We start from the raw sequence: 25,529 nt of genomic DNA on the forward strand, positions 1-25,529 counted from the left end.
ATGAGTTCCCGCGACGACCGACGCGACGACGAGCTCGAGGAGCGGCTCGACGAGCTCGAGGGCGTGTTGAGCGACCTTCGCCGCGACCTCCGCGAGACCGAGCGGGACCGCCGCGGCCCCCCTCGACCGCCCCGGCTCTCCGAGCTCGTTCGGTTCACCGAGCGGTACACCATCCCCACGGTGATCGCGCTCCTCGAGACGACGATCAAGTCGCTCGAACTGGTACAGGGGACGCTCCGGCTCGCCGACCCCGGTCGGAGCCTCGACGAGGCGGGGTCGGCGACCGACCGCCTCGGAGGGGTCCGGGACGGCGCGAGCGCCGGGCTGTCGCGGTCGCTCTCGGAGCTCCGCACGGCGCTCTCCGAGGCCGACCTTCCGGAGGAGGCCGCCTCCCGCTCGATCATCGAAGACGCGCGCGACCTCACGGCGGAGATCGAGGCCCGGATCGACGACGGCCGCCGCGAGGCCGACGCGGCGCGCGCCCGTCGACCCGACGCCGATCGAGGGGGCCTGCGGGACCGAGACGAGGAGCGCGACCGAACTGCGCCCGACGAGTCGCCCGACCGCGGGTCGGGGGCGGCGACCGACGACGGCGCCGTCCGGATCGACGTGACGGACCCGGACACCAAGGACCGGTCCGATCACGAGGCGCGCGATGACGGATCCCGCGGCGACGCCGCAGAGTCGCCCGAGGTCGACGTCGAGTCCGAGCTGGAATCGATAAAGCGAGACGTCGACGGCGCCGAAGAGGAGCACGACGAGAGCGCCGAAAGCGGTGACGACACGGACGACTCCGGAAAACCCGATCGAGAGTAACGGACAGGTCGGCGATCGACCGACTAGAACTCGCCGTTGACGATGTCGGCGACGCGCTCGCGGTCGAACAGCTCCTCGTCGACGCCGTACACCTGCTCGGCCGCCCGCTCTGTGAGCACGAGGTTCGTGATCGGTCCCTGATACAGCGGCCCGCCGCGGTAGACGTCGCCGTTCTCGACGGCCGACAGCCTGCTGGCGACGGAGTGGTCCTCCATGAACGCGACGACGGTGTCGCGGAACTCTTCGGCCGTCTTCGCCTCGTTTCCGCGGAGCAACAGCACGTCCGGGTCGATGTCGAGCAGCAGCTCGTAATCCACCTGGCCGCGGTCCGCGTGGAAGTCCTTGACATCGGTCGTCGCGAACGCGTCCTTGACCCCGAGGTCGCGCCACTGCTTGAAGCTCGTCCCCTCGTCGATGAGGTACGGGGAGAACGCCTCCGGCTGATCGATCGGCTGGGGCCACATGATCGCCACCGACGGGCGCTCCGATTCGGGGGGAACGATCTCGTCGACCCCCGCCTGGAACTCCTGGTGGAGCGCCTCGAAGGCCTGGTAGCGCTCCTCCTCTTGGAAGACCTCCGCGAGCTTCTCGAAGGCCTCGTACAGCGTGAGGTAGTCGTAGTCGTGCCACTCGTAGCCGCGGGAGAAGATGCTGTTGGCGAAGAACGGTGCGCCGGCAGACTCGATCTGATCGATGTCGTCCGCCTCCCAGTTGCTCGTCCGCCCGAGCAGGAAGTTCGGGTCCATCGCGAAGAAGTCGACCGTCTCGGAGAGCGCGAGGAACTCCTCCACGTCGAGCTCGCTCTCCCACAGCGATGTCATTCCCGCTTTGTCGACGCTCACGCCCGGAATGTCGTCGTAGAGCTGCGTGTGGTACCGCGAAGCGAGGTAGACGGCCTCCGGCGGCTGCTGGCCGAGCGCGATCCCCATATCCGCCCAGCTGCCGTTGTTGGCGGCCCAGCTCTCGGGGACGGCGTCGAAGGTGACCTCGCCGACCGACGCCATCGAGACGGTGTACGATTCGTCGGCGGGGGCGTCGTCCGACTGCTCCTCGTCCGCCGCCGACTCTCCGTCGGACGAGCCGCCGTCGGACCCGTCGGCGGGGGCGTCCCCGCCGTCGCCGGCTCCGGCGTCGCCACCGACACAGCCCGCGAGCAGGCCGGCCGCGACCGCGCCGCCGGTCGCGAGATAGTTCCGCCGCGTCGACTTCGCTTCGGATGCCTGGTCAGTTCCCATACGATTTAGGCTGCCCTAAATGTTTTTACCGCTTTCGATCCTTTGGCCGACCTAAAACAGAGGCGGGTTCAGAAGGACGCTCCCAGCCGCTCCGCGACCCGCTCGGCGGAGTCGAGGAGGAGGGTCGGGTCGTCGGTGAACACTTCGAGGGCGACCGTGCCGTCGAAGTCGCCGAGCTCCGACTCCACGAGGTCGTAGTCGACCTCGCCGGCCCCCACGGGGAGGTGGGTGTCGCCGCGGCGGCGCACGTCGTGGCAGTGGAGGTGCGAGATGCGGTCGCCGTGGCTCCGGAGGAACCGCTTTATCGCCTTGTTGTCGCCCTCCATGTACGCGTGCCCCACGTCGAAGCAGATCGGGGTGTCCGTCTCCCGAGCGAGGTCGCCGAGGACGGACAGCTGGAGCCCCGCGTGCTGGTGGCCGACGTTCTCGACGACGACCTCGACGCCGGCGTCGCGGCCGGCGTCGGCGACGCGCCGGAGCTGATCGGCGGCGACTTCGCGGAAGTCGACGTCGTCGCGGTCGGCGGAGGTCGCGTGGAGGACGGCCTTCTCCGCGCCCAGCTCGCCGGCGGCCTCCAGCAGCCGACGCTGGTAGTCGACGATGGCGTCGTTGACTTCGGGGACGTAGGTGGCCAGCCGCTGGCTGTACGGGAGGTGGACGAGCAGGTCCCGACCGGCGAGCGCGTCCGTCAGGCGTCCGCGGTCGATCTCGCCCGGAACGAGCGTCGGCTCGCCGACCCCGAGTTCGCAGAAGTCGAACCGCGTCGGTGACGCCGCGAGCCGATCGAGGTCGTCGCCGACGGTGAGGCCGATGTCCATGTCGACGGTGGGGTCGGCGGGTTTGTATAAATGATGCTGTCGACTCGGCGATGTTGTTGCGGTGTCGGCGACGCGCTGTGTCTCCGACCCACGCCCGCCGTTCGTCGCCCTTTGAACGGATGCCGGAACCGGATCCGGGACGCCGACCGGGACCGAAGCCGAGGTCTGCTCGGGACCGAACTCGGAGTCCGCTCGCGACCGGACCGGATGTGCGGTACCGTGTCGACCGCTCCTCCACGGAGTACGCGATAGATATACTGCTGCTGATATTACAAATATATTTATATACTAATCGATCGTTATAGTATTATGAATGCGAACAACGCGGCCGAAACCACGATCTCGCGGCGGACCGTCCTCGTACGGGGAGCCGTTCTCTCGGCGTGTCTCGGGGCGGGCTTGGCGACGTCGACCGGCGGGGTAGCGGCGATGAACAAAGCGGAACTGATCGAGGCGATGGCGAGCGAAGCCGGCGTATCCGGGGCCGACGCCAAGGCGGCTCTCGACGGTATCGTCCGCGCCGCGACGACGGCACTGACGAACGGTGACAGCGTCGCCGTGGCCGGCTTCGGCGCCTTCAGCGTCCCGAAGCGCGTCGGTAAGCGGGCGGGTGCCGGACGCGCCGGTGAGTCGTCGAACGGCTTCGACGGGAAGGGGAACGACGTCGTCGAGCGGTCGCCGGTCGACTTCGACGCCTGCCCGGAGTTCGCCGCGGCGCTCGACCTCACCCCCGGCAACGGTGACGGGCGCCGCGCCGAGGCGGGCTCCCGGTGCCGCAAGGCGGACGTCCTGATCGACGCGGAGCGGATCGCCCGCGAAACGCGAATGGGACGACACGCCGGACTGTCGAAGGCCGACGCGAAGAAGGCGCTCGACGGGTTCACCAGCGCGGCGACGAAGGCGCTGAAGAAGGGCGATCGCCTCTCGATCGCCGACTTCGGCTCGTTCAGCGTCTCGAGCGTCTCGAGTATCTCGAAGCGCTCCGCGCGGACGGGGCGCAACCCGCAGACCGGGAAGGAGATCCAGATCGCCGCCAAGCGCGTCGTGAAGTTCAAGGCGGGGGCCGAGCTGTCCAAGGCGGTCAACTAACTGCGCTCGGTCGGGCTTGTTCGGGCTTGTTCGGGCTCGTTCGAGGACGACGAGCGCGGACCGACCGGCGGGCCGGCGTTTCGACGGCCCGGACTCAGTCGTCCGCGAGCGGATTGTCGACGTCGATCTCGCCGGCGTCGATCTCGGCCTCGACCTCGCGGGCCGCGGTGACCATGTTCTCCATCTTCCCGTACGCGATGTCGCGGGGCAGCAGCTTCAGCCCGCAGTCGGGCGAGATCGTGAGCTTCTCCGGCGGGACGACGCGGAGCCCCTGCCGGATGTTCTCTTTGATCTCCGCGACCGGCTCGACCTCGGCGGTGTGGGCGTCGACGACGCCGAGCGCGAGGTCGGGCTCGAACTCGGGGTCGGTGAACGTCGGGATCTGCTCGAAGTCCCCGTTACACAGCTCCACGTCGAACTCGTCGATCGGGTAGTCGTTGATCTCGGGGTAGATCCGCGAGTAGTCGCCGTAGCAGACGTGGAGGCCGATCCGGACCTCCTCGTCGATGCCCGAGACGATGCGCTCGAGGGCCTCGCCGACGATGGCGTGGTCCTCCGGCGTCGTCGCCAGCGCGGGCTCGTCGATCTGGATGTAGCGCGCGCCGGCCTCGACGAGCTTCTCGACCTCCTCGTTGACCAGGTCCGCGAGGTCGTAGACGAGCTCCTCGGTGGAGGGGTACGCCTCGTTGAACGCCCAGAACCCGAGCGTGTACGGCCCCGTGATCGGGACCTTGACGGGACGCTCGGACACGTCGGACGTGAACGCGAACTCGTCGACGAGCCACGGCTCGTCGTACTCGACCTCCTCGACGACGGAGGGTTTGTCGAAGTAGTTGTGCCCCCACACCTTCACGGGGCCGTTGAACTCGTAGCCGTCGATGCGGTCGGCGAAGAACTCCACCATCTCGTTGCGGCGCATCTCGCCGTCGACGACGGTGTCGAGCCCGGCGCGCTCGTGCTCGTGCGTGATCAGCCGACAGGCGTCGTCGTGGGCCTCCTCGAGGTCCGATGCGTCGAACTTCGAGTCGGGGTCGTCGACGAGCTCGTCGGCCCGGTTGAGCCACTTCGGCTTCGGGTACGACCCGACGACGGTCGTCAGCAGGAACGCGTCGTTCGCGTGGTCGTGCGGGCGGAACTGTTCGCGGTTGGCTTCTGGGGTTCGGACCATTAGTCGAGCACCTCCGCGGCGGCGGCGAGCGTGTTCAGCTTCGCGCGGTACTTGTTGGTCGGCAGGTAGAACAGCTCGGTGTTCGGCGTCAGGTAGGTCCGGTCGAACCCTTCGGCGGGGATCTGCGACTCGAACCACTCGACGCGCTCTGCGACCGTCTCCGGCTCCTCGACGAGCGTGTTCTGCCCGTCGACGAGCCCGAGCGCGAGCGAGTCGGTGGCGCCGAACTCCTGGACGTTGTAGACGGTGTCGTCGCGGTCGCCGGCGACCAGGTCGAGCCCGAGCGCGTCCGCGCCCGCCTCGTCGACGAGGTGGGCGTACAGCTTCTCGCCGAGCGCGCCGTACGAGGTCTGGACGACCACGTCGGCGTCGGTCGCGGCGGCGACCGTCGCGATCGCGTCGGTCGCGGCGGACTCCTCACCCTCCGCGGGCGGGTTCGTGACGAGCGACGGTTCGAGCAGGAACAGGGTCTCGTGGGCGGGGAACGCGTCGACCTCGCCCGCGAGGAACTCGGCGATCGCCGCCTGGAACTCGGCCTCGTCGCGGTAGTGCTCGTCGGTCGCGAGCTCCGCGAGCGAGTACGGGCCGGGGAGCGTCGCGGCGAGGGGGGCCTCGCCGTCGATCAGGTCGGTCGCCCGCTCCAGTTCGCGCGCCACGTCGCCGGAGAAGTCGAGGTCGTCGACGACCCGCGGGTCGCGGTAGAAGTTGTTGTTGTCGTAGTACCGCACGATCCCGCCGGTCTCGACGCTGTCGTGGACCGTGAGGGGGTGTGCGATCATGTCGTCCCAGCGCCCCTGTCCCTCGACGACGCGGTCGAGGCCGGCGTCGAGCTGGTCGTCGACGTACTCGGCGCGCACGTCAGCGTACTCCTCGACGATCGCCTCGCTCTCGTCGCCGCTCAGGAGGTCACCCTTCTGGTGCCCCTTGAGGTCGGAGAGCGTCTCCTTCGCCCAGTCCGGGAGCGGATACAACCCCGGCGTCGCCGCGACTCGTTCAGTCATCACCGTTGGTTCGGTATGCCGTCGTATAATATTTGCTAATACATTTTATGTCCTACAGTAATTGGATCGGCCGGAACTGCCGGGGGACGGGGCCCGTCCTACTCCCGCCGCAGCGCCAACACGGTGAGCGTCTCGAACGGGAACGACTCTTCGACGGCCGGCTCGGCCGCGAAGCCGGCGTCCGCCACCAGCTCGAGCACCTCGTCGTACCCCGTCAGCGACGAGACTAACAGCAACACCACGCCGTCGGGCGCGAGCACGCGCCCCACGTCGTCGAGGAACGGTTCGATGAGCTCGCGGCCCGACTCGCCCCCGGAGAGCGCGTGCTCCATCCAGTCGTCCCACTCGTTGTCCGGGTCGGTGGGGAGGTACGGCGGGTTGAAACACACCGTGTCGAACGCGTTCGCCCGGAACGGCGAGAGGAGGTTGGCGACGACCCCCTCGACGCCGCGCTCGCTGGCCTGCCGCGCCGCGTGGGGGTTGAGGTCGCTGCCGACCACGTCGAGTCCGCGCTCGTCGGCGATCTGCTGGGCGACCCACCCCGACCCCGTGCCGACCTCTAACACCCGCCCGTGCGCCCGGTCGATCGCCGCCTCCGCGAGCAGTCCGGAGTCCTCGGCCGGCTGGTAGACGACGGCGTCGTCGACCCCGCGCCGCTCCGCGAGGCCGGAGTCGCGGTCGTCTCCGGTCATCGGTCCGTCGCCCCCGTTTCCCCGCTCCCGCTGCCATCGTCGCCGTCACCGTCGCTTCCGTCGGCCTCCGACGCTCCGTCGCCTTCGGCGTCCGCTCCCCCGCTCTCGCCGCCCGAGCGCGACCCGCCCCGCGTCGCCGCGCGCCCCTCGACCGAGGCGTCCAACTGCGGGCCGGAGGCCCCCTCGGCCCGCGCCGAGAGCGTCTGCTGCGGGAAGGGGATCACGATCCCCTCGTCCTCGAGCGTCGCCTTGATCGCGTTCATCGCGGCCGTCTGGGTGCGCCAGCGCTTGCGCATGCTCGGGTTGCGGATCCAGTAGCGGAGCCCGAGCACGACCGCCGAGTCGGCGAACCGCTTCGTCACGGCGTTCGGCTCGGGCATCTCGGCCACGCCCTCGACCCCGGTGACGGTCTCCTCGATCACCGCCGCCGCGCGCTCGATGTCGGTGTCGTAGTCGACGCCGACCTCGACCTCGATCCGCAGGCGGTTCCGTCGCGACCGGTCGATTATCGAGCCCGACCGAACCGTGTCGTTCGGGAGCGTGACCACTTCGCCGTCGAACGACCGGAGGCGGGTGCTCATGATCGATATCTCCGTGACGGTCCCCTCGTGATCGCCGACTTCCACCCAGTCGCCGACCTCGAACGGCCGCGAGAACATCAGCACGAAGCCGGCGAGGATGGCTCCGAGCGTCTGGCGGGCCGCCATCCCGACCACGATCCCGAGGAACCCGGCCCCGACGAGGAGGCCACCGACGTTGTCGGTGAACAGCCCCACCACGACCAGCAGCGCGAAGGTGTACACCGAGAGCTGCGTGAGCCGCCGGATCACCTCCTCTTGGTGGTCGGACAGCGCCGTACTCTCGGCGGAGATCTCGCGGATGACGCCCCCGAGGAAGTCGGTGACCGCGTAGGCGCTCGCCAAGAGCACCACCGCGAGCACGACGTTCGACAGCTGGTCCGCGATCGCCGCCGATTCGTACGCGTTGAGGAGCGCGCCGCTCCGGTCCCACACCGCGAGCAGCGAGAGCGCCCCGACCGCGGTGGCCCCGGCGACCGCGACCGACAGCAGGAGCCGGCGCTTCGAGGAGAGCTCCCCGTTCCGCCGTTTCAGCCACCCGGTGAGCAGCCGGACGCCGACCACGGCGGCGACGATCAGCGCGGAGACCACGGCGCGTTGGACGTTCCCCGTCAGGACGCCGTAGAAGTCGCTGAGGGGGCCGGGAAGGGCGGTCGCGTTCTGCGCGAGGAGAGCGGCGATCACGGCTCCCCTCCGTCTGCGACCGAGCTGCGATCAGCCGCCTCCCCGCCGCTCGCCGCCTCCCTGTCGCCCCCCAACTCCCCGTTGCCCGGTGACACCGCGGTACCCGGTCGGGTCGACAGTTCGCGCTGCGGGAAGGGGATCCGGATCGCCTCGCGCTCGAACGCCGCCTTGACGGCCTCGATCACGGCGTTTTGCGCGTTCCACTTGCGCTGGATCGTCGGCGGCTGGATCCAGTAGCGGAGCCGGAGCACGACCGCCGAGTCGGCGAACCCGCTCCGGATCACGTCCGGAGCGGGGGTGTCGTTCACCGCGTCGCACTCCTCCATGGCCTCGGTCGCGACGCGGGCGGCGGTCGCGACGTCGGCGTCGTAGTCGATCCCCACGTCGGTCGTCAGCCGGAGCGAGTCCGTTCGCGTGAAATTGACCACCTCGCTGCCGGTCACCTCGTCGTTGGGTATCAGGACGTGCTCCTCGTTGAAGGTCCGGATCTGGGTGTTGTAGAGGGTGACCTCGGTGACGATCCCCTCCCGGTCCGCGACGGCGATCCAGTCGCCGACCTCGAACGGGCGCGCGAACAGGATGACGAACCCCGAGAGCGCCCCGGAGAGCGTCTTCCGTGCGGCGAACCCGATGACCACGCCGAGCGCCCCCGCGCCGAGGAACAGGCTCTGGACGGGGATCCCCCACAGCGTGACGACGAAGGCGATCGCGGGGACGAACAGGACCAGTTGGACGACGTGGTGGGCGATCTCCTGTTGGTGTTTCGAGACGACTTCGTGGGCGGTTCCGTACGCGATCGCCCGCCTCGTCAGCAGCGTGGCGGTGTACGCGCCGGCGAAGACGATCACCGTCACCAACACGCGGATCAGGTCGGCGGGGCCGATGGCGATGAACTCGAAGGCGGCCTGGACCTCGGCGGTCAGCTCCCAGACCCCGATGAGGAAGCCGGTGAACGCGAACGTCGCGGCGGTGACGATAGCCCACTGGGCGGTCCGAACCACGTCGCCGGTGACCCGCTCTTTCGCCCAGCGCCCGCCGACGACCAGCGCGGCGGAGAGGAGCAGCAGCGCAGCGATCGCGGCGATCGTCGCCACGTACTGCTCGGTCGTACTCCGGAACCGCTGTTGGATCCGGAGCGCCCACCGCCAGTACCACGGGATCTGGACGGCGAGCGGCCCCATCGACCAGCTCATCGACTCAGACCTCCGTCGGGGAGCCGTGATCGCGGGCCAACTCGGCCAGCGCCGCGAACGCCGACGGGTCGAGGTCGCCGGGCCGCTGTCGGAGCAGGTCCTCGTCCGCGGCGTCGACGACCGCCTCCGGATCGTCCAACCCGGAGATGTGGCCGGTGTTTCGGATCGCGTTTCGGACCGTCTTGCGCCGCTGCGTGAACAGCGCCTTCACGAACCGGAGGAAGAAGGCTTCGTCGCCCACCTCGTAGTCGGGGTCACGGGGCGTACACCGGACCACCGCGCTCTCGACGGCGGGCTGGGGGGCGAACGCCTCCTTCGGGACGCGCTCGACGATCTCGACGGCGGCGTAGTGTTGGGCGGACACCGAGAGCCGACCGTACTCGGCGTCGCCGGCCGACGCCACCATTCGCTCGGCGAACTCGGCCTGGAACATCAACACGAGCGGCTTCCCCTCGGGGAGCAGCCGGAAGGCGATCTCCGAGGAGACGCCGTACGGGAGATTCGCGACGCAGGCGGTGAACGGCGGCAGATCCACGTCGAGCGCGTCGCCCTCGATCACGTCGAGGAGGCCGTCGTCGATCGCCGTCGCGAACTCCTCGCGGAGGAAGCCGGCGAAGACGCCGTCGCGTTCGATCACGGAGAGCCGGCGCTGGGCGTCGGTGTCGGCGGAACCGTCGTCGGCCGCCACCGCCAGCAGCCGGTCGGTGAGCGCTCCCGCGCCCCCACCGATCTCCAAGAGGTGGCTCGCGTCGACGTCGTCTGGGAGGTACGCGGGGATCCGATCGAGCACGCGGTCGTCGACGAGGAAGTGTTGGTCGCGGTCGGGGTTCGCGCGCTCCCCCGCCCGCCGGGCGAGCGCGTCGGGGTCGCGGTCCCCGTACGCCGCGCCAGCGCCCGTCGATGAGTCGGTCATGGCCGCGTTACTCCGCCGTTCGGGGTAAAAGTCCCGTTTCGGGGCGTCCGAGGGGGCCCGCGCCCGACTCGTCCCCCGTCCCGCCTCACTCCTCGTAGCCGACGAACCGCCGGTATTTGAGGTCCTCCTCGCGGATCTCCTCGACGATCCGTTCGACGAGCACCTCCTTCGGGCGGTGGAGCCCGCCGACGCGCTCCGAGACCTCCGCGAAGCTCTCGAAGGGGCCGCGCTTCCGCTCGTCGAGCACCTTGTTCCGGAGCTGCTTGCCGATCCCCGGCAGGAGGTTGAGCTGGTGGAGTCTCAGGGTGATCGGGCCGGCCTCGTTGTAGAAGTCGACGAACCGCTCCTCGTCGGCGTCGACGATGTCCTCGACCGCGTACTCAATCTCCGCCGCCGCGTTCCGGGTGAGGTCGTCGAACGACACCTCGCGGTACCGGCCCACCACGGCGCCGTCGAGCGCGATCCGGTCGCTCACGGAGACGTCCGTCGCCTCGTCGAGCGCGAGCTCGTACAGCCCGAACGTGTCCGTCCCGAGCCCGTACGCGACCGGCGACTTTCGGTACTGCGGGCGGTCGTCGTCCGGCCGCCCGTTGGGCATCACGTCCAACAGGACGACCGCGGGACCGTCGGCCGCGTCGGAGGCGTCGGAATCGGGATCGCTCATACTCGTTTTAGGAGTCCGCGCGGTGAAAAAACCGCTGCCGCGCGGGGCCGACAGCGATCGCGCTCGGAGCGACGGCGGATCGGTTCGCGACCGATGGCGCCCCGTCGTCCGCGAGCCGCGGCGTTCCCGGTCGCGGCGTTCCCGGTCGCGGCGTTCCCGGTCGCCGGTGACCGCCGAAAGCCAAAAGCCGATCTACCCCCCACGATCGGTATGAACGAGCCCGGTACCGAGGGCGTGCTGTTAGACCAGGAGACGCTCCACGATCGGCTCGACGACGCACCCGGCTGGCTGCGGGACCACTACCGCACCTTCCGCGAGTCGATGCTCGGCGAGCGCGACGGCTCCCCGTTCCCCTGTTACTTCGGTATCGAGGTCGAGCGCGAGGGCGACCTGCTGTACGCCGCCTGCGAGTCGCCCACCGACCCCGCGGCCCTGCTCCGGCTGCGCGACGTGATCCTGGAGTACCTCGACACCTACGAGGATCACGCCGACCGCGCGCCGCTCGCGGTGTTCTTCAAACCGCCCGCCGGCGACCGCGGCGAGGCGCACTACCACGAGCGGCTCTGGCACGTCCTGGAGTTCCTCCACGTCCACGACCCGGAGCCGTGGCCGGACGAGATCCCGACCGACCCCGACACCCCCCGGTGGGAGTTCTGCTTCGGCGGCGAGCCGTTGTTCCCGACCTCCCGCGCGCCGTTCTACGAGGAGCGCAAGAGCCGGTACTCGCCGATCGGCCTCGAGATCACCGTCCAGCCCCGCGCCGTCTTCGAGGGGATCACCGCCGACACCGAGGCGGGCGAGCGGGCCCGCGAGACCATCCGCGACCGCATGGGCGACTACGACGGGGTCTGCCCCCACGCCGACCTCGGCGACTGGGGCGTCGAGGGCGACCGCGAGTGGACCCAGTACCTGTTCCGCGAGGACGACGACGCGAGCCCGGACGCCTGCCCCCTGCGTCCGACCCGCGACCACCCGAAGGCGCCGGAGGCGCTGCTGGAGCCGGGGGCGTGGCGCCGGCTCGCCGACCCCTCCGCGCCCGGCGACGACGCGACCCTGACCACGGGGTTGGGCGATGACTGACTCGTCGGAGGCGGTGACGGGCTCCGACGCGGGTTCCGCGCTCCCCTCGGACGCCGTCCTCCTGCTGATCGACTTCCAGACCGGCTTCGACGAGCCGGGGTGGGGGGAGCGCAACAACCCCGACGCGGAGGCGGTCGCGGCCGCGCTGCTGGCGCGGTGGCGCGAGGCCGACCGCCCGGTCGCGCACGTGCGACACGCCTCGACCGAGCCCGGCTCCCCGCTGCGCCCGGACGCCCCCGGGTTCGCGTGGAAGCCCGAGACCGCGCCCGCCGAGGACGAGCCCGCGTTCGAGAAGTCGGTCAACGGCGCGCTCCTCGACTCCGGCCTCGACGAGTGGCTCAGCGAGCGGGGCCACGACACCCTCGTCGTCTGCGGGCTCACCACCGACCACTGCGTCTCGACGACGGCCCGGATGGCCGAGAACCGCGGCTACGGGGTGTTCGTCGTCGCCGACGGCACCGCGACCCACGCCAGGACGACCCACGACGGCGAGCGGATCGACCCGGAGACCTCTCACCGCGTCGCGCTCGCCCACCTCGACGGCGAGTTCGCGACCGTGGTCGAGAGCGGCGACATCGCGTGAACCGGCCGGGGATCGCGTACGGTCTGACGGACCCGAAGCCGCCTCAGTCGCCGGCCGGCTCCGTGTTCCCGTCGTCGCTCGCGCGGTCGGCGGCGTTCCCGAACAGTCCCCGTCGGGTCGTGTACCGGAAGTACGCGCCGAGCCCGCAGAAGCCGACGACGTTCGAGACGGCGACCGCCCAGAAGACGGCCTCGACCCCCCATCCGAGTCCGGGCGCGACGGCGACGCCGAACGCGCCGAACGTCGCCGTCGCGGGCACCGAGCCCACCGCGATGGGGAACCGGACCCCCCAGTACTTGACCAGGTCCGCGACGAGGGAGGTGCGGGTGCGGGAGGCCCCGTTGAAGCCCGCCAACAGCGTGTACGTCCCTCCGAGCGCCCAGTAGGAGGCCGCGAGAATCCGGAGGTACGACGCGGACAGCGACCGACCGGCCGCCGTGAGGTCGGGTGCCAGAAAGTCGGTGATCGCGCCGGCGAACAGGAACTGGACGGCGCCGAGCGCGAGGAACGCCGCGACGACCATCCCGGTCCCCACGACCGTCGTCCGCCGGGCGCGTTCGGGGGCGTCCGCGCCGAGGTTCTGGCCGATCATCGACTGGGCCGCCTGCTGCATCCCGAGCGCGGGAACGACGGCGAGCGTGGCGACGCGCGCGCCGACCGTGTACGCCGCGACGCCGGCCGCGCCGCCGGCGACCGCGACCAGCCCCACGACGAGCACGCGCACCAGCTCGCTCGCCCCGCGCTGGCCGCCGAGCGGGAGCCCGACCCGGAGGATCTCCCGTGCGGTCGAGCGATCGGCGGCGACCGCCTCGCGAGTGAGCCGGAACGTGTCACGCCCGATCCCCGCCGCGTACGCGAGGACGTGCCCGAGCCCGACGACGGCGGAGATCGCGGTGGCGAGCGCCGCGCCCGCGACCCCGAGCGCCGGGACCGGCCCCGCGCCGAAGATGAGCACGGGTGCCGCGACGAGGTTGACGAGGACGCTGGCGACGCTCACGTGCAGGACGGCTCGCGTGTCGCCGTAGGCGGTGAAGCAGTTCTCCACCGTGTCACCGACCGCGCCGAGCGGGAGGACCGCGACGATGATCGCGAGGTACGTCGCCGTCGTGCCGGCCAGGACGGGGTCCGCGCCGAGGAGCCGCACCAGCTCTTCGGAGTACGCGACGACTGGAACCGCGATCGCGCCCGTGACCGCGAGCGCGACGGCCGCGCCGGTGACCGCGACGCGGCGCGCCCCCGCTGCGTCCCCGTCGCCGGCGCGCTGCGCGACGAGGATCTGGGTCCCGAGGGCCGCGACGACCACCGCCGCGCCCAGAAGCGACTGGATGGGGAGGCTGAGCCCGACCGCGGCGACGGCGTCCTCGCTCACCCGACCGAGCCAGAACGTGTCGACGAGGGCGTTCGCGACGTACACGAGGTTCTGTGCGACGAGCGGGGCCGCGAGCAGCAGGAGGACCCTCCCTACCGGCCCGCCGGTGATCGCCTCGCGGTCGACGTCGAACATCGAATAGTTCCGAATCGGTTGGGGATAATAAAACGCTACTGATGTTAGATAGCATACGTCTTCTCGCGCCGGCGGTCGGTCGGACCCGCACGTTTTTGCGCCCGGCCGCCGTGGTTCGGGTATGCAACGCGGCCGTCGGAAGCCGGACTGGCTGAAGTCGCGTCCCCCGTCCGGCTCTCGGTTCACGGAGATCAAAGAGCGCCTCCGCGAGCGTGACCTCCACACCGTCTGCGAGGAGGCCAACTGTCCCAACATGGGCGAGTGTTGGTCCGGGGGCGCGAACGCGCCCCCGAACGGCGAGGCGGCGGACGCCGCCGAGGCCGGCCCCGGCACGGCGACGTTCATGCTCATGGGCGACCGCTGCTCGCGCGGGTGTAACTTCTGCGACGTGGAGACGGGAGGGATGGAGCCGCTCGACCCGGACGAGCCGGCGAACGTCGCGGACGCGGTCGACGAGATCGGGCTCGACTACGTCGTGCTCACGTCGGTCGACAGAGACGACCTCGCGGACGGCGGCTCCGCGCACTTCGCCGAGACGATCCGCGAGATCAAACGACGCGACCCGGAGATTCTCGTCGAGACGCTGATCCCCGACTTCCAGGGCGACCCCGAGGCGATCGACCGGATCATCGACGCGGGGCCGGACGTGATCGCCCACAACGTCGAGACGGTCGAGCGGCTCCAGTGGCCGGTCAGAGACCGACGGGCCGATTACGAGCAGTCGCTCGCGGTGCTCGATCGGGTCGACCGCCAGTCGGACATCCACACCAAGACGAGCCTCATGCTGGGCGTCGGCGAGTACGACCACGAGGTGTACCGGACGCTGGGCGACCTCCGCGAAGTCGGCGTCGACGTGGTCACCTTCGGCCAGTACCTCCAACCCTCGCGCTCGCACCTCGACGTGTTCGAGTACGTCCACCCCGACGTGTTCGAGACGTGGCGCGCGGTCGCCGAGGCGGAGTTCGACTTCCTCTACTGCGCCTCGGGACCGATGGTCCGCTCGTCGTACAAGGCCGGCGAGCTGTTCGTCGAGGCGCTGCTCCGGGAGGGACGCGCCCCGGAAGACGCCCGGCGACACGCGCGGGCCGCGGGCGGAGACTGAAGCCGCCGGAAGCGACCGGCACCCGCGGGAGCCGCGACCGAGGTGTCGTCTCGGGCTCTCGACGCGCTCTCGACGCTCCGTCTCCCCCGGAACGAGCGGCCGCTGTGTGAGTCGCCCCATCCCGACCCGGAGCCGACGCAACCACTCACGCTTTTGAAACGCTGCGCGGCGAAAAAACACCCGTCGACCCGGAACGTAATACACCTTATATGGATGTTATTGACACTACCTGTGCGGATGTTGACAGGGATATACTTATGAAAGTGGGCTCTATATGAGTGGTTATGTCATACCACAAAAGACGGCGTGACGTGTTGAAGACTGTCGGTGTCGCCGGGGCGGTCGGACTCGCAGGCTGTGCGGGCGGCGACGGTGGCGACGGTGGCGACGGCGGTGACGGCAGCGACGGGAGCGACAGTGGCGACGGCGGCGACGGCGACGACGGAATGGACGGCGGCGACGGCGGCGACGGCGGCTCGGGCGGCGGCGGTCCGGACCTGATCACCGTCATCGGCTACCCCGAGAGCGGGATCCAGCTGTTCCGCGACTACTACGCCGCGTCCGACGGGGCCGAGGACATCCTCATCCCCGACGGGCTACAGGACCCCTCGCTCCCCGGACAGGTCGGCAACGAGATGGCCAACGTCACCGGGACGGCGCCGGCGGCGGGCGGTCCGAACCAGGCGGCGTTCGAGAGCCTGTATCAGGACGAGTACGACGAGACGCCGGGCGTGTTCACGTCGCAGTCGTACGACTCCGCGGCGGCGCTGATCCTGGCGAACGTCGCGGCGGGCGAGAACAGCGGCACCGCGATCCGCGACCAGCTCCGTCGCATCGCGAACCCGGGAGGCACCTCGTACGGACCGGGCGAGTTCCTGGACGCCGTCGAGGCGGCGGCGAACGGCGAGGACATCAACTACCAGGGCGCGTCGAGCGCCGTCAACTTCGACCAGAACGGCGATCCGGCGTCGGCGGCCTACTCCATCTGGGAGTTCGCCGGGCTGGACGCGGACTCCGTCAGCGTCCAGGAGACCCAGAGCTTCGAGGGCGAGAACCCCGACGGAGCCGGTCCCACTGCTGACTCCTCGCCGGGCGGCTTCGGCCGCGAGGTGAGCGTCGGAATCCTGCTTCCCGAGACCGGGGACCTCGCGTCGACGGGTCAGCCGATGATCCGTGCGGCCGAGATCCCGGCCCAGCAGATCAACGAGTCCGACCTCGACCTGACGGTGAACGCCCAGTTCGAGGACACGAACACCTCCCCGGACCAGGGGGTCAGCGGCGCCGAGTCCCTCGTCAGCGCGGGGGTCCCGGCGATTTGCGGGACCGCCTCCTCGGGCGTGAACGTCCCCGTCTGTCAGGAGACGCTCATCCCGAACGAGGTCGTCGGCTGCTCGCCGTCCAGCACCGCGCTGTCGGTGACGAACCTCGAAGACGACGACTACATCTTCCGGACCGCCCCGAGCGACCAGCTTCAGGGCCGGGTCATGGCACAGGTCGCGTCCGAGCGCCTCGGTGCGTCGACCGCCGCGACGCTGTACGTCAACAACGACTACGGCCAGCAGCTCTCGGAGCGGTTCAGCAGCGTGTTCGAGGACACGTTCGGCGGCACGGTGTACGACCAGATCAGCTTCAACATCGGCGAGTCGTCGTACTCCAACGTCGTCGAGCAGGCGCTCTCCGGCGGGAACTGAGGCGCCCGGCGCGCTCCGGCGGAGCCCCGTTATTTTTCGCGCGAACCGACCACGTAGCGGCGAGCACGGCCGTGGACACTCGGCTGATCTCGCGTCGATCCGGAAAAGAGCCGCGCGGTACTGCAGTCTGCGATCGCCGACGGCTATCCGCCGAGGAACTCCCGGCGGACCTCCTCGTCGTTCAGCAGCGCGGTCCCCTCGTCCTCGAACCGGTTCTGGCCGTTCGCGAGCACGTAGCCGCGGTCGCAGCGCCGGAGCGCCTCCTTGGCGTTCTGCTCGACCATCAGGACCGCCGTCCCCGTCTCGTTGATCTCGTCGATCTTGTCGAACATCTCGTCGACGAGGTCCGGCGCGAGGCCGGCGCTGGGCTCGTCGAGCAGGAGCAGCTCCGGATCGAGCATCAGCGCTCGGCCCATGGCGAGCATCTGCCGCTGGCCGCCGCTCAGCGTGCCGGCCTGCTGGTGTTTCCGCTCTTCGAGGATCGGGAACCGGTCGTACACCGTCCGGAGCGCGTCCTGCGGGACCTCGTCGAGGATATACGCCCCCATCTCCAGGTTCTCCTCGATGTCGAGCTCCGCGAAGACGTTCTCGCTCTGCGGGACGTACCCCAACCCCTTGTGGATCACGTCCTCGGGCTTCGTCCCGCTGATGTCCTCGCCGGCGAACGTCACCGTCCCGCCCATATGCGTCGTTAGCCCGAACACCGACTTCATGACGGTTGACTTGCCGGCGCCGTTCGGGCCGACGATGGTGACGTACTCCTCGTCGTCGACGTCGAGGTCGACGTCGGTGAGTATCTGGAGGTCGCCGTAGCCGGCGTCCAGGTTGCGCACTTCGAGCAGGCTCACACTTCACCCCCGAGGTAGGCCTCGATGACCTCCTCGCTCTCTTTGATCTCCGTGGGGGTTCCGTCCTTGAGGATCCGGCCTTGATGCATGACGATGACGCGCTCGCAGTTGTTCATGATGAGGTCCATATCGTGTTCCACGATGAGGAACGTGTACCCCCGCTCGCGGAGCTCGTGGATGTGCTCGAGGAGCCGCTTTTCGAGCGTCGGGTTGACGCCCGCGAACGGCTCGTCGAGGAGCAGCACGTCTGGATCGGTCAGCAGCGCCCGAGCCATCTCCAGCAGCTTCCGCTGCCCGCCGGAGAGGTTCCCCGCGTACTCCTGGGCGAGGTGGTCGATCTCGAAGAAGTCGAGCACCTCCCAGACCCGCTCGAGCTGCTCCGTCTCCTGCTCGCGGACCGACCCGCGGGTCATCGGCATGATCGATCGCCACAGCGACTCGCCGACCTGTCCCTTCGGTGCGAGCATCATGTTCTCGAGGACCGTCATCTCCTCGAGTTCGCGGGCGATCTGGAACGTCCGCGCGAGCCCCCTGTTCGCGATCTCGTGGGGCTGGAGCCCGGTGATGTCTTCGCCGTTGAACCGGACCGTCCCCGCGGTGGGGTCGAGCATCCCGGTGATGAGGTTGAACGTCGTCGACTTCCCGGCGCCGTTCGGACCGATGAGGCCGGTGAGCGTCCCCTCCTCGACGTCGAAGCTGACGCCGTCGACGGCGGTGATACCGCCGAACTCCTTCCGGAGCCCCTCGACTTCGAGGGGGGCGTACCGGGCCCCGTCGTCCGCGCTCGGAACGTCGGCCTCGGTGCCCATCACTCCGGAGAGGTCGGCCCCGGACGCGGCGTCGTCGGCGTCGCTGCCCGCTTCGGGGTCCGACGGCTTCGACTCGGTGGGGGACTCGTCCGTCTCGCTCATTGGTTCTCACCCCCGTCCGCGGCCGCCGGGTTCCCGGTCGGGCCGTCGCTTCCCGGTCGAGCGAGGTCGACGCTCGACGCCGTCTCCTTGCGGTGGCCGAGCAGCCCCTCGGGGCGGTTGTGCATCAGCCAGATCAGCACCACGCCCATGATCACCAGCCGCAGCTGGCTGACGCTGTCGAGCGTGTACAGGATAAACGGCATCGGGTCGAGCGACGCGAACCCGGCCATCGCCTCGCCGAAGTTCCGCGGCGCGTCGCCCAGATCGAAGGCCGCCTGAACGAGGTTCTTGAAGTACCGCGGCCCTTCGTACAACACTCCGGCGAAGATCGCGCCGCCGAGGAAGCTCCCCGTGTTCGACCCCGAACCGCCGATGATCAGCGCGATCCAGATGAAGAAGGTGATGTTCGGCCGGAACGACGGCGGCGTGATGCTCCCGCGGCTCGAGTACCACAGGATGCCGCCGAGCCCCATCAGCGCGGCGCCGAGCACGAACGCCGTGAGCTTGAACCGGTCGGTGTCCTTCCCGAGGGCGTTCGCGACGTCCTCGTCCTCGCGGATCGCCTTCAGGACGCGCCCGAACGGCGACTTTCCGGTCCGCGAGAGGAGGAGATAGAACAGCCCGACGCCGATGAGCAGGAGGACCCCGTACGCCAGTCCGTCGATCACCGGCTTGGGGTTGTTCGGGATGAGGGTCCGCTCGACCACCGCGACGAACCCGAGGTACGGCTCCCAGAGGAACAGCGTTCGCAACAGCGCTTCGAGCGGGTCGGTGTAGTTCAGGATGAGCCCGCCTCCGCCGCCGAGCCCGACCGTGTCGGCCGTCGGGTCGATCGTGAACAGCCAGAGGTCGATCGTGTCCGGCACCGTGAACGTCTGGAACGTCCGGGACATCATCGTGAACCGGACGATCTCAGAGAACGCCACCGTGACGATCGCGAGGTAGTCCGCCCGGAGCCGGAGCGCCGGCAGCGCGACGAGGAGACCGAAGAGGCCGGCCGCGACCACGCCGGCGACCACCCCGACGACCAGCGGGAGGCCGAAGCCGCCGACCTGCGCGGCGCCCCCCTCCGCGACCGGCGGCTTCGAGACCAGCGCCGTCACGTAGATGCCGATTCCCATGAAGCCGACGATGCCGATGTTGAACAGCCCGGTGTATCCCCAGTGGAGGTTCAACGCCAGCGCGAGCATGCCGAACACGCCGATGTAGAAGGTGAGGTTGGCGATCGAGTTCAGCTGTCCGCGGAGCCCGTAGCCGAACACCACTCCGGCGAGGATGTACGCCACGTAGAGCGCGCCGAGGACGGCGAGGACGAGCGTCACGTCCCGCTCGAAGAGCCCCCTGAAGCGCGCGCGAACGTCACTCGCGCTCATGCTGTGGTCCTCCCGGCGAAGATGCCTTCAGGCTTGAACAGCAGTATCACGATCATCACGAGGAAGGCGGCCGCGCGACCAAACTCCGAGGGGATCCAGACCACGGAGACGGAGGCCGTCAACCCGATGATGATCCCCCCGCCGATCGCGCCGTAGATCGACCCGATACCGCCGAGGATGACCGCGGCGAACACGAGCAACAGGAGCAGCCAGCCGTCGTTGAATCCGAGCGTCCCCTTCCAGAGGACGAACATGTACCCCGCGACGCCGGTGAGCCCGGCGCCGACGATCCACGTCGTGCGGATGACCCGCTCCGTCGGGATCCCGGTGATCCGCGCGAGGTCCTCGTTGTCGGACATCGCGCGCATCGCCTTCCCGAGCTTCGTCCGCTGGAGCAGGAGATGGACGCCGAGCATGAGGCCGGCCGCGACGACCACGAGACTGATGTCGTGCGCCGTCACCCGGAACGTCCCGTCGATCGCGGGCACGTTGACGCGTGGAACCGACCCCGCGGCGGTCGTCCCGCGCACGCCCGCTCCGAAGACGAACTGGAGCAGGTATCGGAGCGCGAACGCGACGCCGATACTGGTTATCAGCAGCGCGATACCGCTCTCGCCGCGGATCGGCCGGTAGACGAACCGGTCGATCACCAGCGCCAGCGCGATGGTGGCGATCCCCGCGAGCAGGGCCCCGAGCACGACGGCGAGCGGCGCGGTCGTGACCCCGATACCCAGCGCCCCGCCGAACACCGAACCGCCCGCACCGACGAGCAGGAGCGCGCCGACGCTGTTTTCGCCGATCCCGGCGACGAGATAGCTCGTCGCCATCCCGGCGAACGCCCCCGTGGTGAGGTAGTCGCCGTGCGCGAAGTTCGCGAAGTTGAGAATACTGTACGTCATCGAGAGTCCGATACCTGCCAGACCGATTATCAGCCCCCTGAGTAACCCGTCCCAGATGAGGGACGCGAGGCTGCTAACCTGAATTCCCCCACTCAGAAGCCCGGAGGCGAGCGACCACGCCATCCAGAGGGCCACGAGCAGGACCCCGATGGCGAGCGGTTCCTCGCTGAGGGTTTGGCGGTAACGGACGTACGTTTCAGAGACACTCACGTGATAACACTCCTCACCATAGCGTATGAACCAACGTATAAGACGTTTTCTACCCTAAATCACCCGACGTATGCCTCATTTGGCCATGTAAGTACAATCTCAAGTGTATATATGATATTGACTACCAATGGGGGCGACTGCGACGGTGCCGGCGCGCTCCGACGCGTCCGCCGGTCCGGCCACTGATCGGGTTCCGAACGACGCAACGGCGCAAGGACGGCGACGGCGCGGACGGTCCGCGTGACGAGCCGCGAGGGGGTTTCTCAGCCGGGGACCGTTTCGGTCAGTACCCCTGCGCGTTCCCGTCTTTCCGGGGCTCGGTCGCCGCCGAGAGGACGCCCTCCCGGGATCGCGCGATCTGCGCGCCGCCGAACGCGGTCGGCGGGAGCGTTCGGACGTCGTGGCCCTTCCGGGACAGCTTCGCGGCGACCGCCCCGTCGACGCGCGGTTCGAGCGCCAACTCGCCGCTCTCGCGGTACCGCCACCGCGGCTCGTCGAGCGCGCGCTGGAGCGGCAGTCCGTAGTCGACGAGGTTCGAGACCACCTGCACGTGCCCCTGCGGCTGCATGTAGCCGCCCATCACGCCGAAGGCGGCCCAGTCGTCCTCGTCGAATCGGATCAGCCCGGGCATGAGGGTGTGGAACGGTCGCTTGCCGGGTTCGAGCCGGTTCGGGTGGTCCGGATCGAGCGAGAACGACGAGCCGCGGTTCTGTAAGGCGATCCCGGTTTCGCCGGCGACCAGCCCGGACCCGAACCCGGCGAACCGCGAGTTGATGTACGAGACGACGTTGCCCGCCTCGTCGGCGACCGTCAACAGGACGGTGTCGGCGTCCTCGGCGTTGGCGTCGGGGACGCCGAAGCTCGCGTCGCGGTTGGCCGTCTCGCCGACCTCGGCCGCCCGTCGCTCCGCCCACGCCGCGGACGCGAGCGGTGGGACCTCCTCGTAGGCCGGGTCGGTGATGTAGCGGTGGCCGTCGTGGAAGGCCATCTTCAGCGCCTCCGCGAAGTAGTGGACGCGCTCGGGAGCGTCGTAGTCGTGCTCGCCGGCGCCCACCTCGGCCGCGACGTTGAGCGCCTCCAGCGCGATGAGCCCCTGGTTGTTCGGCGGGAGCTCGTACACCTCCGCCCCGTTGTACGTCGTCGACACCGGCTCCGGCCACTCCACCTCGAAGTCCGCGAGGTCCTCGACGGTCATGAAGCCGCCCGCCGCCTGCACCTCCGCGGCGATGGCCTCGCCGATCTCGCCCTCGTAGACGGCGTCGGCGCCCGCCTCGGCGATCAGCTCCATCGACTCGCCGAGCCGGGGGAGCGTCACCCGCTGTCCGACCGAGGGCGACTCGCCGTCGAAGAGGTACGCCTCGCGGGCGTGGTCGCTCTCGAACAGGTCCTCGCCCTGCGTCCACTGGTCCGCGATCACCTCGCTGACCGGGTACCCCTCCGTCGCGTAGCGGATCGCCGGCTGCAGGAGCCGATCGAGGCCGAACTCGCCGAACCGCTCGGCGGTCGCCTCCCACCCCCGCGCGGTCCCCGGGACCGTCACCGTCTGTGCCCCGGTCGTCGGCATCTCGACCCCGCTCGGGTCGCCCTCGTCGATGTCGTCGTCGGCCGCGAGCGACTCCCGGACCTTCTCGACCGTCGCGCCCGCTGGCGCGCCGCCGCAGGCGCGCATGGCGCCGACCTCGCCGTCGGCGGTGCGGTACAGCGCGAACACGTCGCCGCCCAACCCCGTCGACGTGGGCTCGACGACGTTGAGGGCGGCCGCGGTCGCCACCGCGGCGTCGAACGCGTTCCCCCCGTCGCGGAGCACCTCGATCCCCGCCTCGCTCGCGAGGGGCTGGCTCGCCGCGACCACGCCGCGCTGTCCGTACACCGTCGACCGCCGGGAGCCGAACCGGTCCACGTCTGGATCCATGGCCACACGTTCGCCGGCGGGATGTTAAACGTCTCCCCGGACGGTTCCGGCGTTTCGAAACCATCGTTTATTGGTAACGTTTAACGCACTCCGGGCCCTCATCTCACGGAATCAGATGACCGGCCGAGACGACGCGGACGGGACGGAAACCTCGGAGCCGAGCGCCGAGCCCGCGCCGAGCGGCGGGGCTCCCGCGGATCGCCGGCGACGCCGCGTGCTCGGGTACGCTGGAGTCGCCGCGCTCGCGGCGGGCGGCGCCGCCGGCGCGTGGTACGTCTCGCGGCCGGACTCCGCCGACGGAGGCGCGACTGACGAGGGGGCCGACGAGCCCGACGAGCCCGACGACACCGACGGGGCGGAAGAGCCACCCGCGGACGCTCTCGAGGAGATCCCGGCGGTGGTCGGCCGATACGCGCCGGACCTGTACTTCGGCGCGTTAGAGCGGTGGTACCCCACCGACCCGCGTCCGTACGTCGTCGAGACCGACGACGGCGCCGTCGTCGACGGGTTCACGGCGCTCGACGACTACTCGGCGGCGTTCCGCGAGACCGGGTCGCCGCCCGCGCCCACCGTGTTCTACAACGTCGTCGAGGCGGCGCCGGGCGTCGACGCGGTGCAGTACTGGCTCTACTCGGCGTTCGACCAGTTCACGGTCAACTTCCACTGGCACGACTGGGAGCTGTTGCAGGTGTTCGTGGACCGCGAGAGCGGCGACCCGCTGCTGCTCTCCGCCAGCGCGCACTCCCGCGCCAGCCCGAACAACGAGTTCCTCGGCCCGGAGATCCCCGAGGGGTCGCGTCCCGGGATCCTCTCCGAGGTGGGGTCACACTCCAGCGCCAGCGAGGTCAACGGGCTCGTCCCCAGCTTCGAGCGGCTCCCGACCGGGGATCTGGTCTCCGACGTGACCAACGACGCGATTGACGTCTCGGCGACGCTCCGCGCCCCATTCGCCTACGGCCTCCCCCGGGACGAGGGGGCGCGGCTCCCGTTCGTCCTCCCGGAGCTCGACGGCGCCCCCCTCCACGAACACCCGTCGCTGTCGATCGAGCGGACGGACCTGATCGACGAGCGGGTGACGGTCGGCGCGTGGCGCGGGCTCCCGACCCCGCCCGCGGACCTCCCCCTGCGCGACCCCGGACTCGTGATCGCTCACCCGGACAGCGCCGTCGACGCCGACGCGACCTACGCGCTCGAACCCCTCCCGCCGCTCCGCGAGGCGATCGACGACTTCGTCGGGCCGCAGCTGAGCTTCGAGTTCGCGATCCCCGGCTTCGCCGAGGACGCGCTCGCGAGCCACATCACGTCGGTCGGCATCCCCTGGGAGCAGGAGCGGTTCACGGACCCGCTCTCGGACGTCACCGACCCCGCACACCGCCGGCGGATCGACGGCGCGGAGCCGGCGGGGCTCGCGAACCGCGTCGTCGGTCGGGTCCGGCGGCTCCGGGCCGGCGCGGCGGGCGCGCTCGACGGGGTCGCGGACGGGGCCGCCGACGCGGTCGCGGACGTCGCCGGGGTGTCGCTGTTCCCGCTCTCGACGGAGGTGGCCGTCCGGCTCGCGAGCGAGGCCCCGACCGCGACGGTCACCCGCGGCGGGGTCTTCGAGTACCTCCGCGTCGAGCCCGGCCCGCATCTCCTCGTCGCCAACGGTCCGGGTCTCGCCCCGGTCGCGTCCCGGTTCGTCCACGAGGGCGGGCTCGCTCGGGTCGGCGGCGACGGGGAGCTCACGGTCGTCGCCCGCGAGGACGCCGGCTGGATCCGGGGCGACGCGAGGGAGGCGAACGGGGTCGACCGCGTGCGCGTCGTCGAGGACTACGCCGGCGTCGTCTACGAGGGCGAGCCGGTCGAGACCGACCGATTCGCGGTCGCGGTCCACCGCGCGGGCCGGTACACGGTCGAGGTGGTCGACCGCGACGGGACCCGCGGGGCGTACCGCGTGACGCCGGACTCCTTCGACGACGACGGCAACGCGGTTCGCCGGGAGGTCCGGACCGGGAAGCTCGCGCTCGCGCGGACGCTCCGCGGCGAGCTCGACGAGCTGTCCGCGCTCGCGGCGTCGCTCAGTCCCGACGGGGACGACGGTGAAGACACAACCGCCGAGAACGAGACGGACGGGGACCGGCAGCGCGACCGAACCGCGTCCGACCCGGTGCGCGACGGTATCTCGCGTGCGAGGGAGTCGGCGGCCGGGGCGGTCGACGCCGCGGCGAACGGCGAGGAGCGGGCGGCCGACGACCGGCTTTCGGCGTCGGCCTCGTCGCTGCGGGAGGTCCGGGACGCGTTCGCGACCGACGACCAAGCCGGCTACGACGACGCCGCGGTCGAGGCGATCGATCCGAAGGCGCTCGCCGGGATCGGGCGCGCGAACGACGCCATCGACGCCCCGCTCTGAACGGCGGACGCAGGCGACCGCCGGCTCCCCCGAGCGACGGAAGCCGGCGGAACCCACTCTTCGAGGGCGTCGATCGGGTCGTCCGACCGCCCCGTTTCGCGGCGATAAATCGATAACCGCGATATCAAGTACAGGTCCGGCGTCTATCCAGCTGTCTGCGATCGTCGATCTCGAAC

General features: G+C 70.1%; 22 protein-coding genes. 7 read left to right on the forward strand and 15 right to left on the reverse strand.

Annotated elements, in window-relative coordinates:
* Nucleotides 1–816 carry a DUF7547 family protein gene (locus tag DJ69_RS16460; RefSeq protein ID WP_099256610.1) on the forward strand — a complete coding sequence of 272 codons (816 nt, stop codon included), beginning with the start codon at nucleotides 1–3 and terminating at the stop codon, nucleotides 814–816.
* A 23-nt stretch (nucleotides 817–839) separates the two neighbouring features.
* On the opposite strand, the gene DJ69_RS16465 is transcribed toward DJ69_RS16460, so the two are convergent.
* Complete coding sequence (locus tag DJ69_RS16465) at nucleotides 840–2,051, reverse strand: ABC transporter substrate-binding protein (RefSeq protein WP_099256611.1); 1,212 nt, start codon at nucleotides 2,049–2,051, stop codon at nucleotides 840–842.
* 68 nt (nucleotides 2,052–2,119) lie between these two features.
* Complete coding sequence (locus DJ69_RS16470) at nucleotides 2,120–2,869, reverse strand: sugar phosphate isomerase/epimerase family protein (protein WP_099256612.1); 750 nt, start codon at nucleotides 2,867–2,869, stop codon at nucleotides 2,120–2,122.
* 309 nt (nucleotides 2,870–3,178) lie between these two features.
* Between DJ69_RS16470 and DJ69_RS19320 the strand changes: the two genes are divergently transcribed.
* Nucleotides 3,179–3,958 (forward strand): HU family DNA-binding protein, encoded by a 780-nt coding sequence (locus DJ69_RS19320; RefSeq protein WP_218962334.1) that lies wholly within the window; start codon nucleotides 3,179–3,181, stop codon nucleotides 3,956–3,958.
* 94 nt (nucleotides 3,959–4,052) lie between these two features.
* On the opposite strand, the gene DJ69_RS16480 is transcribed toward DJ69_RS19320, so the two are convergent.
* The 7 genes from DJ69_RS16480 to DJ69_RS16510 form a co-directional block, all read right to left on the reverse strand.
* Nucleotides 4,053–5,126: a methionine synthase gene (locus DJ69_RS16480; protein WP_099256613.1), complete on the reverse strand. Its 1,074-nt coding sequence runs from the start codon at nucleotides 5,124–5,126 to the stop codon at nucleotides 4,053–4,055.
* The gene (locus DJ69_RS16485; RefSeq protein WP_099256614.1) at nucleotides 5,126–6,127 is read right to left on the reverse strand and encodes a 5-methyltetrahydropteroyltriglutamate--homocysteine methyltransferase; all 1,002 of its coding nucleotides are present in this window, start codon (nucleotides 6,125–6,127) and stop codon (nucleotides 5,126–5,128) included. Before DJ69_RS16485 ends, DJ69_RS16480 begins: the two co-directional genes overlap by 1 nt.
* A gap of 98 nt (nucleotides 6,128–6,225) precedes the next feature.
* On the reverse strand, nucleotides 6,226–6,819 hold the full coding sequence (locus tag DJ69_RS16490) for a HemK2/MTQ2 family protein methyltransferase (RefSeq protein ID WP_099256615.1): 594 nt from the start codon (nucleotides 6,817–6,819) through the stop codon (nucleotides 6,226–6,228).
* A complete protein-coding gene (locus DJ69_RS16495) occupies nucleotides 6,816–8,081 on the reverse strand; it encodes a mechanosensitive ion channel family protein (protein ID WP_099256616.1) in 1,266 nt (421 codons plus the stop codon). Before DJ69_RS16495 ends, DJ69_RS16490 begins: the two co-directional genes overlap by 4 nt.
* Entirely contained in the window at nucleotides 8,078–9,274 is a 1,197-nt protein-coding gene (locus DJ69_RS16500) for a mechanosensitive ion channel family protein (protein WP_099256617.1), read from the reverse strand. Before DJ69_RS16500 ends, DJ69_RS16495 begins: the two co-directional genes overlap by 4 nt.
* Nucleotides 9,275–9,278: 4 nt before the next feature.
* The gene (locus tag DJ69_RS16505; RefSeq protein WP_099256618.1) at nucleotides 9,279–10,187 is read right to left on the reverse strand and encodes a 16S ribosomal RNA methyltransferase A; all 909 of its coding nucleotides are present in this window, start codon (nucleotides 10,185–10,187) and stop codon (nucleotides 9,279–9,281) included.
* A gap of 85 nt (nucleotides 10,188–10,272) precedes the next feature.
* Nucleotides 10,273–10,851: a DUF655 domain-containing protein gene (locus tag DJ69_RS16510; RefSeq protein WP_099256619.1), complete on the reverse strand. Its 579-nt coding sequence runs from the start codon at nucleotides 10,849–10,851 to the stop codon at nucleotides 10,273–10,275.
* Between the two features lie 210 nt (nucleotides 10,852–11,061).
* On the opposite strand from DJ69_RS16510, the gene DJ69_RS16515 reads away from it, so the two are divergent.
* Nucleotides 11,062–11,931 carry a YqcI/YcgG family protein gene (locus DJ69_RS16515; protein ID WP_099256650.1) on the forward strand — a complete coding sequence of 290 codons (870 nt, stop codon included), beginning with the start codon at nucleotides 11,062–11,064 and terminating at the stop codon, nucleotides 11,929–11,931.
* Entirely contained in the window at nucleotides 11,924–12,514 is a 591-nt protein-coding gene (locus DJ69_RS16520) for a cysteine hydrolase family protein (protein ID WP_099256620.1), read from the forward strand. The genes DJ69_RS16515 and DJ69_RS16520 overlap by 8 nt, the downstream gene beginning before the upstream one ends.
* A gap of 43 nt (nucleotides 12,515–12,557) precedes the next feature.
* On the opposite strand, the gene DJ69_RS16525 is transcribed toward DJ69_RS16520, so the two are convergent.
* Nucleotides 12,558–14,018: an MATE family efflux transporter gene (locus tag DJ69_RS16525; RefSeq protein ID WP_099256621.1), complete on the reverse strand. Its 1,461-nt coding sequence runs from the start codon at nucleotides 14,016–14,018 to the stop codon at nucleotides 12,558–12,560.
* 121 nt (nucleotides 14,019–14,139) lie between these two features.
* On the opposite strand from DJ69_RS16525, the gene lipA reads away from it, so the two are divergent.
* On the forward strand, nucleotides 14,140–15,120 hold the full coding sequence (gene lipA / locus DJ69_RS16530; protein ID WP_099256622.1) for a lipoyl synthase: 981 nt from the start codon (nucleotides 14,140–14,142) through the stop codon (nucleotides 15,118–15,120).
* A gap of 284 nt (nucleotides 15,121–15,404) precedes the next feature.
* Nucleotides 15,405–16,811: an ABC transporter substrate-binding protein gene (locus DJ69_RS16535; RefSeq protein WP_099256623.1), complete on the forward strand. Its 1,407-nt coding sequence runs from the start codon at nucleotides 15,405–15,407 to the stop codon at nucleotides 16,809–16,811.
* Between the two features lie 143 nt (nucleotides 16,812–16,954).
* Here DJ69_RS16535 and DJ69_RS16540 read toward each other — a convergent pair whose 3' ends face one another.
* From DJ69_RS16540 to ggt, 5 genes are all read right to left on the reverse strand, one after another.
* Nucleotides 16,955–17,659 (reverse strand): ABC transporter ATP-binding protein, encoded by a 705-nt coding sequence (locus DJ69_RS16540; RefSeq protein WP_099256624.1) that lies wholly within the window; start codon nucleotides 17,657–17,659, stop codon nucleotides 16,955–16,957.
* On the reverse strand, nucleotides 17,656–18,468 hold the full coding sequence (locus tag DJ69_RS16545) for an ABC transporter ATP-binding protein (protein ID WP_245851749.1): 813 nt from the start codon (nucleotides 18,466–18,468) through the stop codon (nucleotides 17,656–17,658). The genes DJ69_RS16540 and DJ69_RS16545 overlap by 4 nt, the downstream gene beginning before the upstream one ends.
* 98 nt (nucleotides 18,469–18,566) lie before the next feature.
* Nucleotides 18,567–19,943, reverse strand: a complete 1,377-nt coding sequence (locus DJ69_RS16550; RefSeq protein ID WP_099256626.1) for a branched-chain amino acid ABC transporter permease — start codon at nucleotides 19,941–19,943, stop codon at nucleotides 18,567–18,569.
* Nucleotides 19,940–21,052, reverse strand: coding sequence for a branched-chain amino acid ABC transporter permease (locus DJ69_RS16555; RefSeq protein WP_099256627.1), 1,113 nt, complete (start codon nucleotides 21,050–21,052; stop codon nucleotides 19,940–19,942). The genes DJ69_RS16550 and DJ69_RS16555 overlap by 4 nt, the downstream gene beginning before the upstream one ends.
* A 283-nt stretch (nucleotides 21,053–21,335) precedes the next feature.
* Nucleotides 21,336–22,964, reverse strand: a complete 1,629-nt coding sequence (ggt, locus tag DJ69_RS16560) for a gamma-glutamyltransferase (RefSeq protein ID WP_099256628.1) — start codon at nucleotides 22,962–22,964, stop codon at nucleotides 21,336–21,338.
* 115 nt (nucleotides 22,965–23,079) lie between these two features.
* Here ggt and DJ69_RS16565 point away from each other — a divergent pair, with 115 nt between their 5' ends.
* Nucleotides 23,080–25,353 (forward strand): hypothetical protein, encoded by a 2,274-nt coding sequence (locus DJ69_RS16565; RefSeq protein ID WP_099256629.1) that lies wholly within the window; start codon nucleotides 23,080–23,082, stop codon nucleotides 25,351–25,353.
* The last annotated feature ends 176 nt before the right edge of the window (nucleotides 25,354–25,529 follow it).

The organism is Halorubrum persicum (genome assembly GCF_002727125.1).
GTDB lineage: Archaea > Halobacteriota > Halobacteria > Halobacteriales > Haloferacaceae > Halorubrum > Halorubrum persicum.

Bases quoted from the DNA above. Each gene is read 5' to 3' on its own strand.
- DJ69_RS16545 (WP_245851749.1), bottom strand. From the start codon at position 18,468: ATGGGCACCGAGGCCGACGTTCCGAGCGCGGACGACGGGGCCCGGTAC.
- DJ69_RS16470 (WP_099256612.1), bottom strand. From the start codon at position 2,869: ATGGACATCGGCCTCACCGTCGGCGACGACCTCGATCGGCTCGCGGCG.
- DJ69_RS16520 (WP_099256620.1), top strand. From the start codon at position 11,924: ATGACTGACTCGTCGGAGGCGGTGACGGGCTCCGACGCGGGTTCCGCG.
- DJ69_RS16465 (WP_099256611.1), bottom strand. From the start codon at position 2,051: ATGGGAACTGACCAGGCATCCGAAGCGAAGTCGACGCGGCGGAACTAT.
- DJ69_RS16505 (WP_099256618.1), bottom strand. From the start codon at position 10,187: ATGACCGACTCATCGACGGGCGCTGGCGCGGCGTACGGGGACCGCGAC.
- DJ69_RS16565 (WP_099256629.1), top strand. From the start codon at position 23,080: ATGACCGGCCGAGACGACGCGGACGGGACGGAAACCTCGGAGCCGAGC.
- DJ69_RS16480 (WP_099256613.1), bottom strand. From the start codon at position 5,126: ATGGTCCGAACCCCAGAAGCCAACCGCGAACAGTTCCGCCCGCACGAC.
- DJ69_RS16515 (WP_099256650.1), top strand. From the start codon at position 11,062: ATGAACGAGCCCGGTACCGAGGGCGTGCTGTTAGACCAGGAGACGCTC.
- DJ69_RS16500 (WP_099256617.1), bottom strand. From the start codon at position 9,274: ATGAGCTGGTCGATGGGGCCGCTCGCCGTCCAGATCCCGTGGTACTGG.
- DJ69_RS16485 (WP_099256614.1), bottom strand. From the start codon at position 6,127: ATGACTGAACGAGTCGCGGCGACGCCGGGGTTGTATCCGCTCCCGGAC.
- ggt (WP_099256628.1), bottom strand. From the start codon at position 22,964: ATGGATCCAGACGTGGACCGGTTCGGCTCCCGGCGGTCGACGGTGTAC.
- lipA (WP_099256622.1), top strand. From the start codon at position 14,140: ATGCAACGCGGCCGTCGGAAGCCGGACTGGCTGAAGTCGCGTCCCCCG.
- DJ69_RS16550 (WP_099256626.1), bottom strand. From the start codon at position 19,943: ATGAGCGCGAGTGACGTTCGCGCGCGCTTCAGGGGGCTCTTCGAGCGG.
- DJ69_RS16490 (WP_099256615.1), bottom strand. From the start codon at position 6,819: ATGACCGGAGACGACCGCGACTCCGGCCTCGCGGAGCGGCGCGGGGTC.
- DJ69_RS16510 (WP_099256619.1), bottom strand. From the start codon at position 10,851: ATGAGCGATCCCGATTCCGACGCCTCCGACGCGGCCGACGGTCCCGCG.
- DJ69_RS16460 (WP_099256610.1), top strand. From the start codon at position 1: ATGAGTTCCCGCGACGACCGACGCGACGACGAGCTCGAGGAGCGGCTC.
- DJ69_RS16525 (WP_099256621.1), bottom strand. From the start codon at position 14,018: ATGTTCGACGTCGACCGCGAGGCGATCACCGGCGGGCCGGTAGGGAGG.
- DJ69_RS16535 (WP_099256623.1), top strand. From the start codon at position 15,405: ATGTCATACCACAAAAGACGGCGTGACGTGTTGAAGACTGTCGGTGTC.
- DJ69_RS19320 (WP_218962334.1), top strand. From the start codon at position 3,179: ATGAATGCGAACAACGCGGCCGAAACCACGATCTCGCGGCGGACCGTC.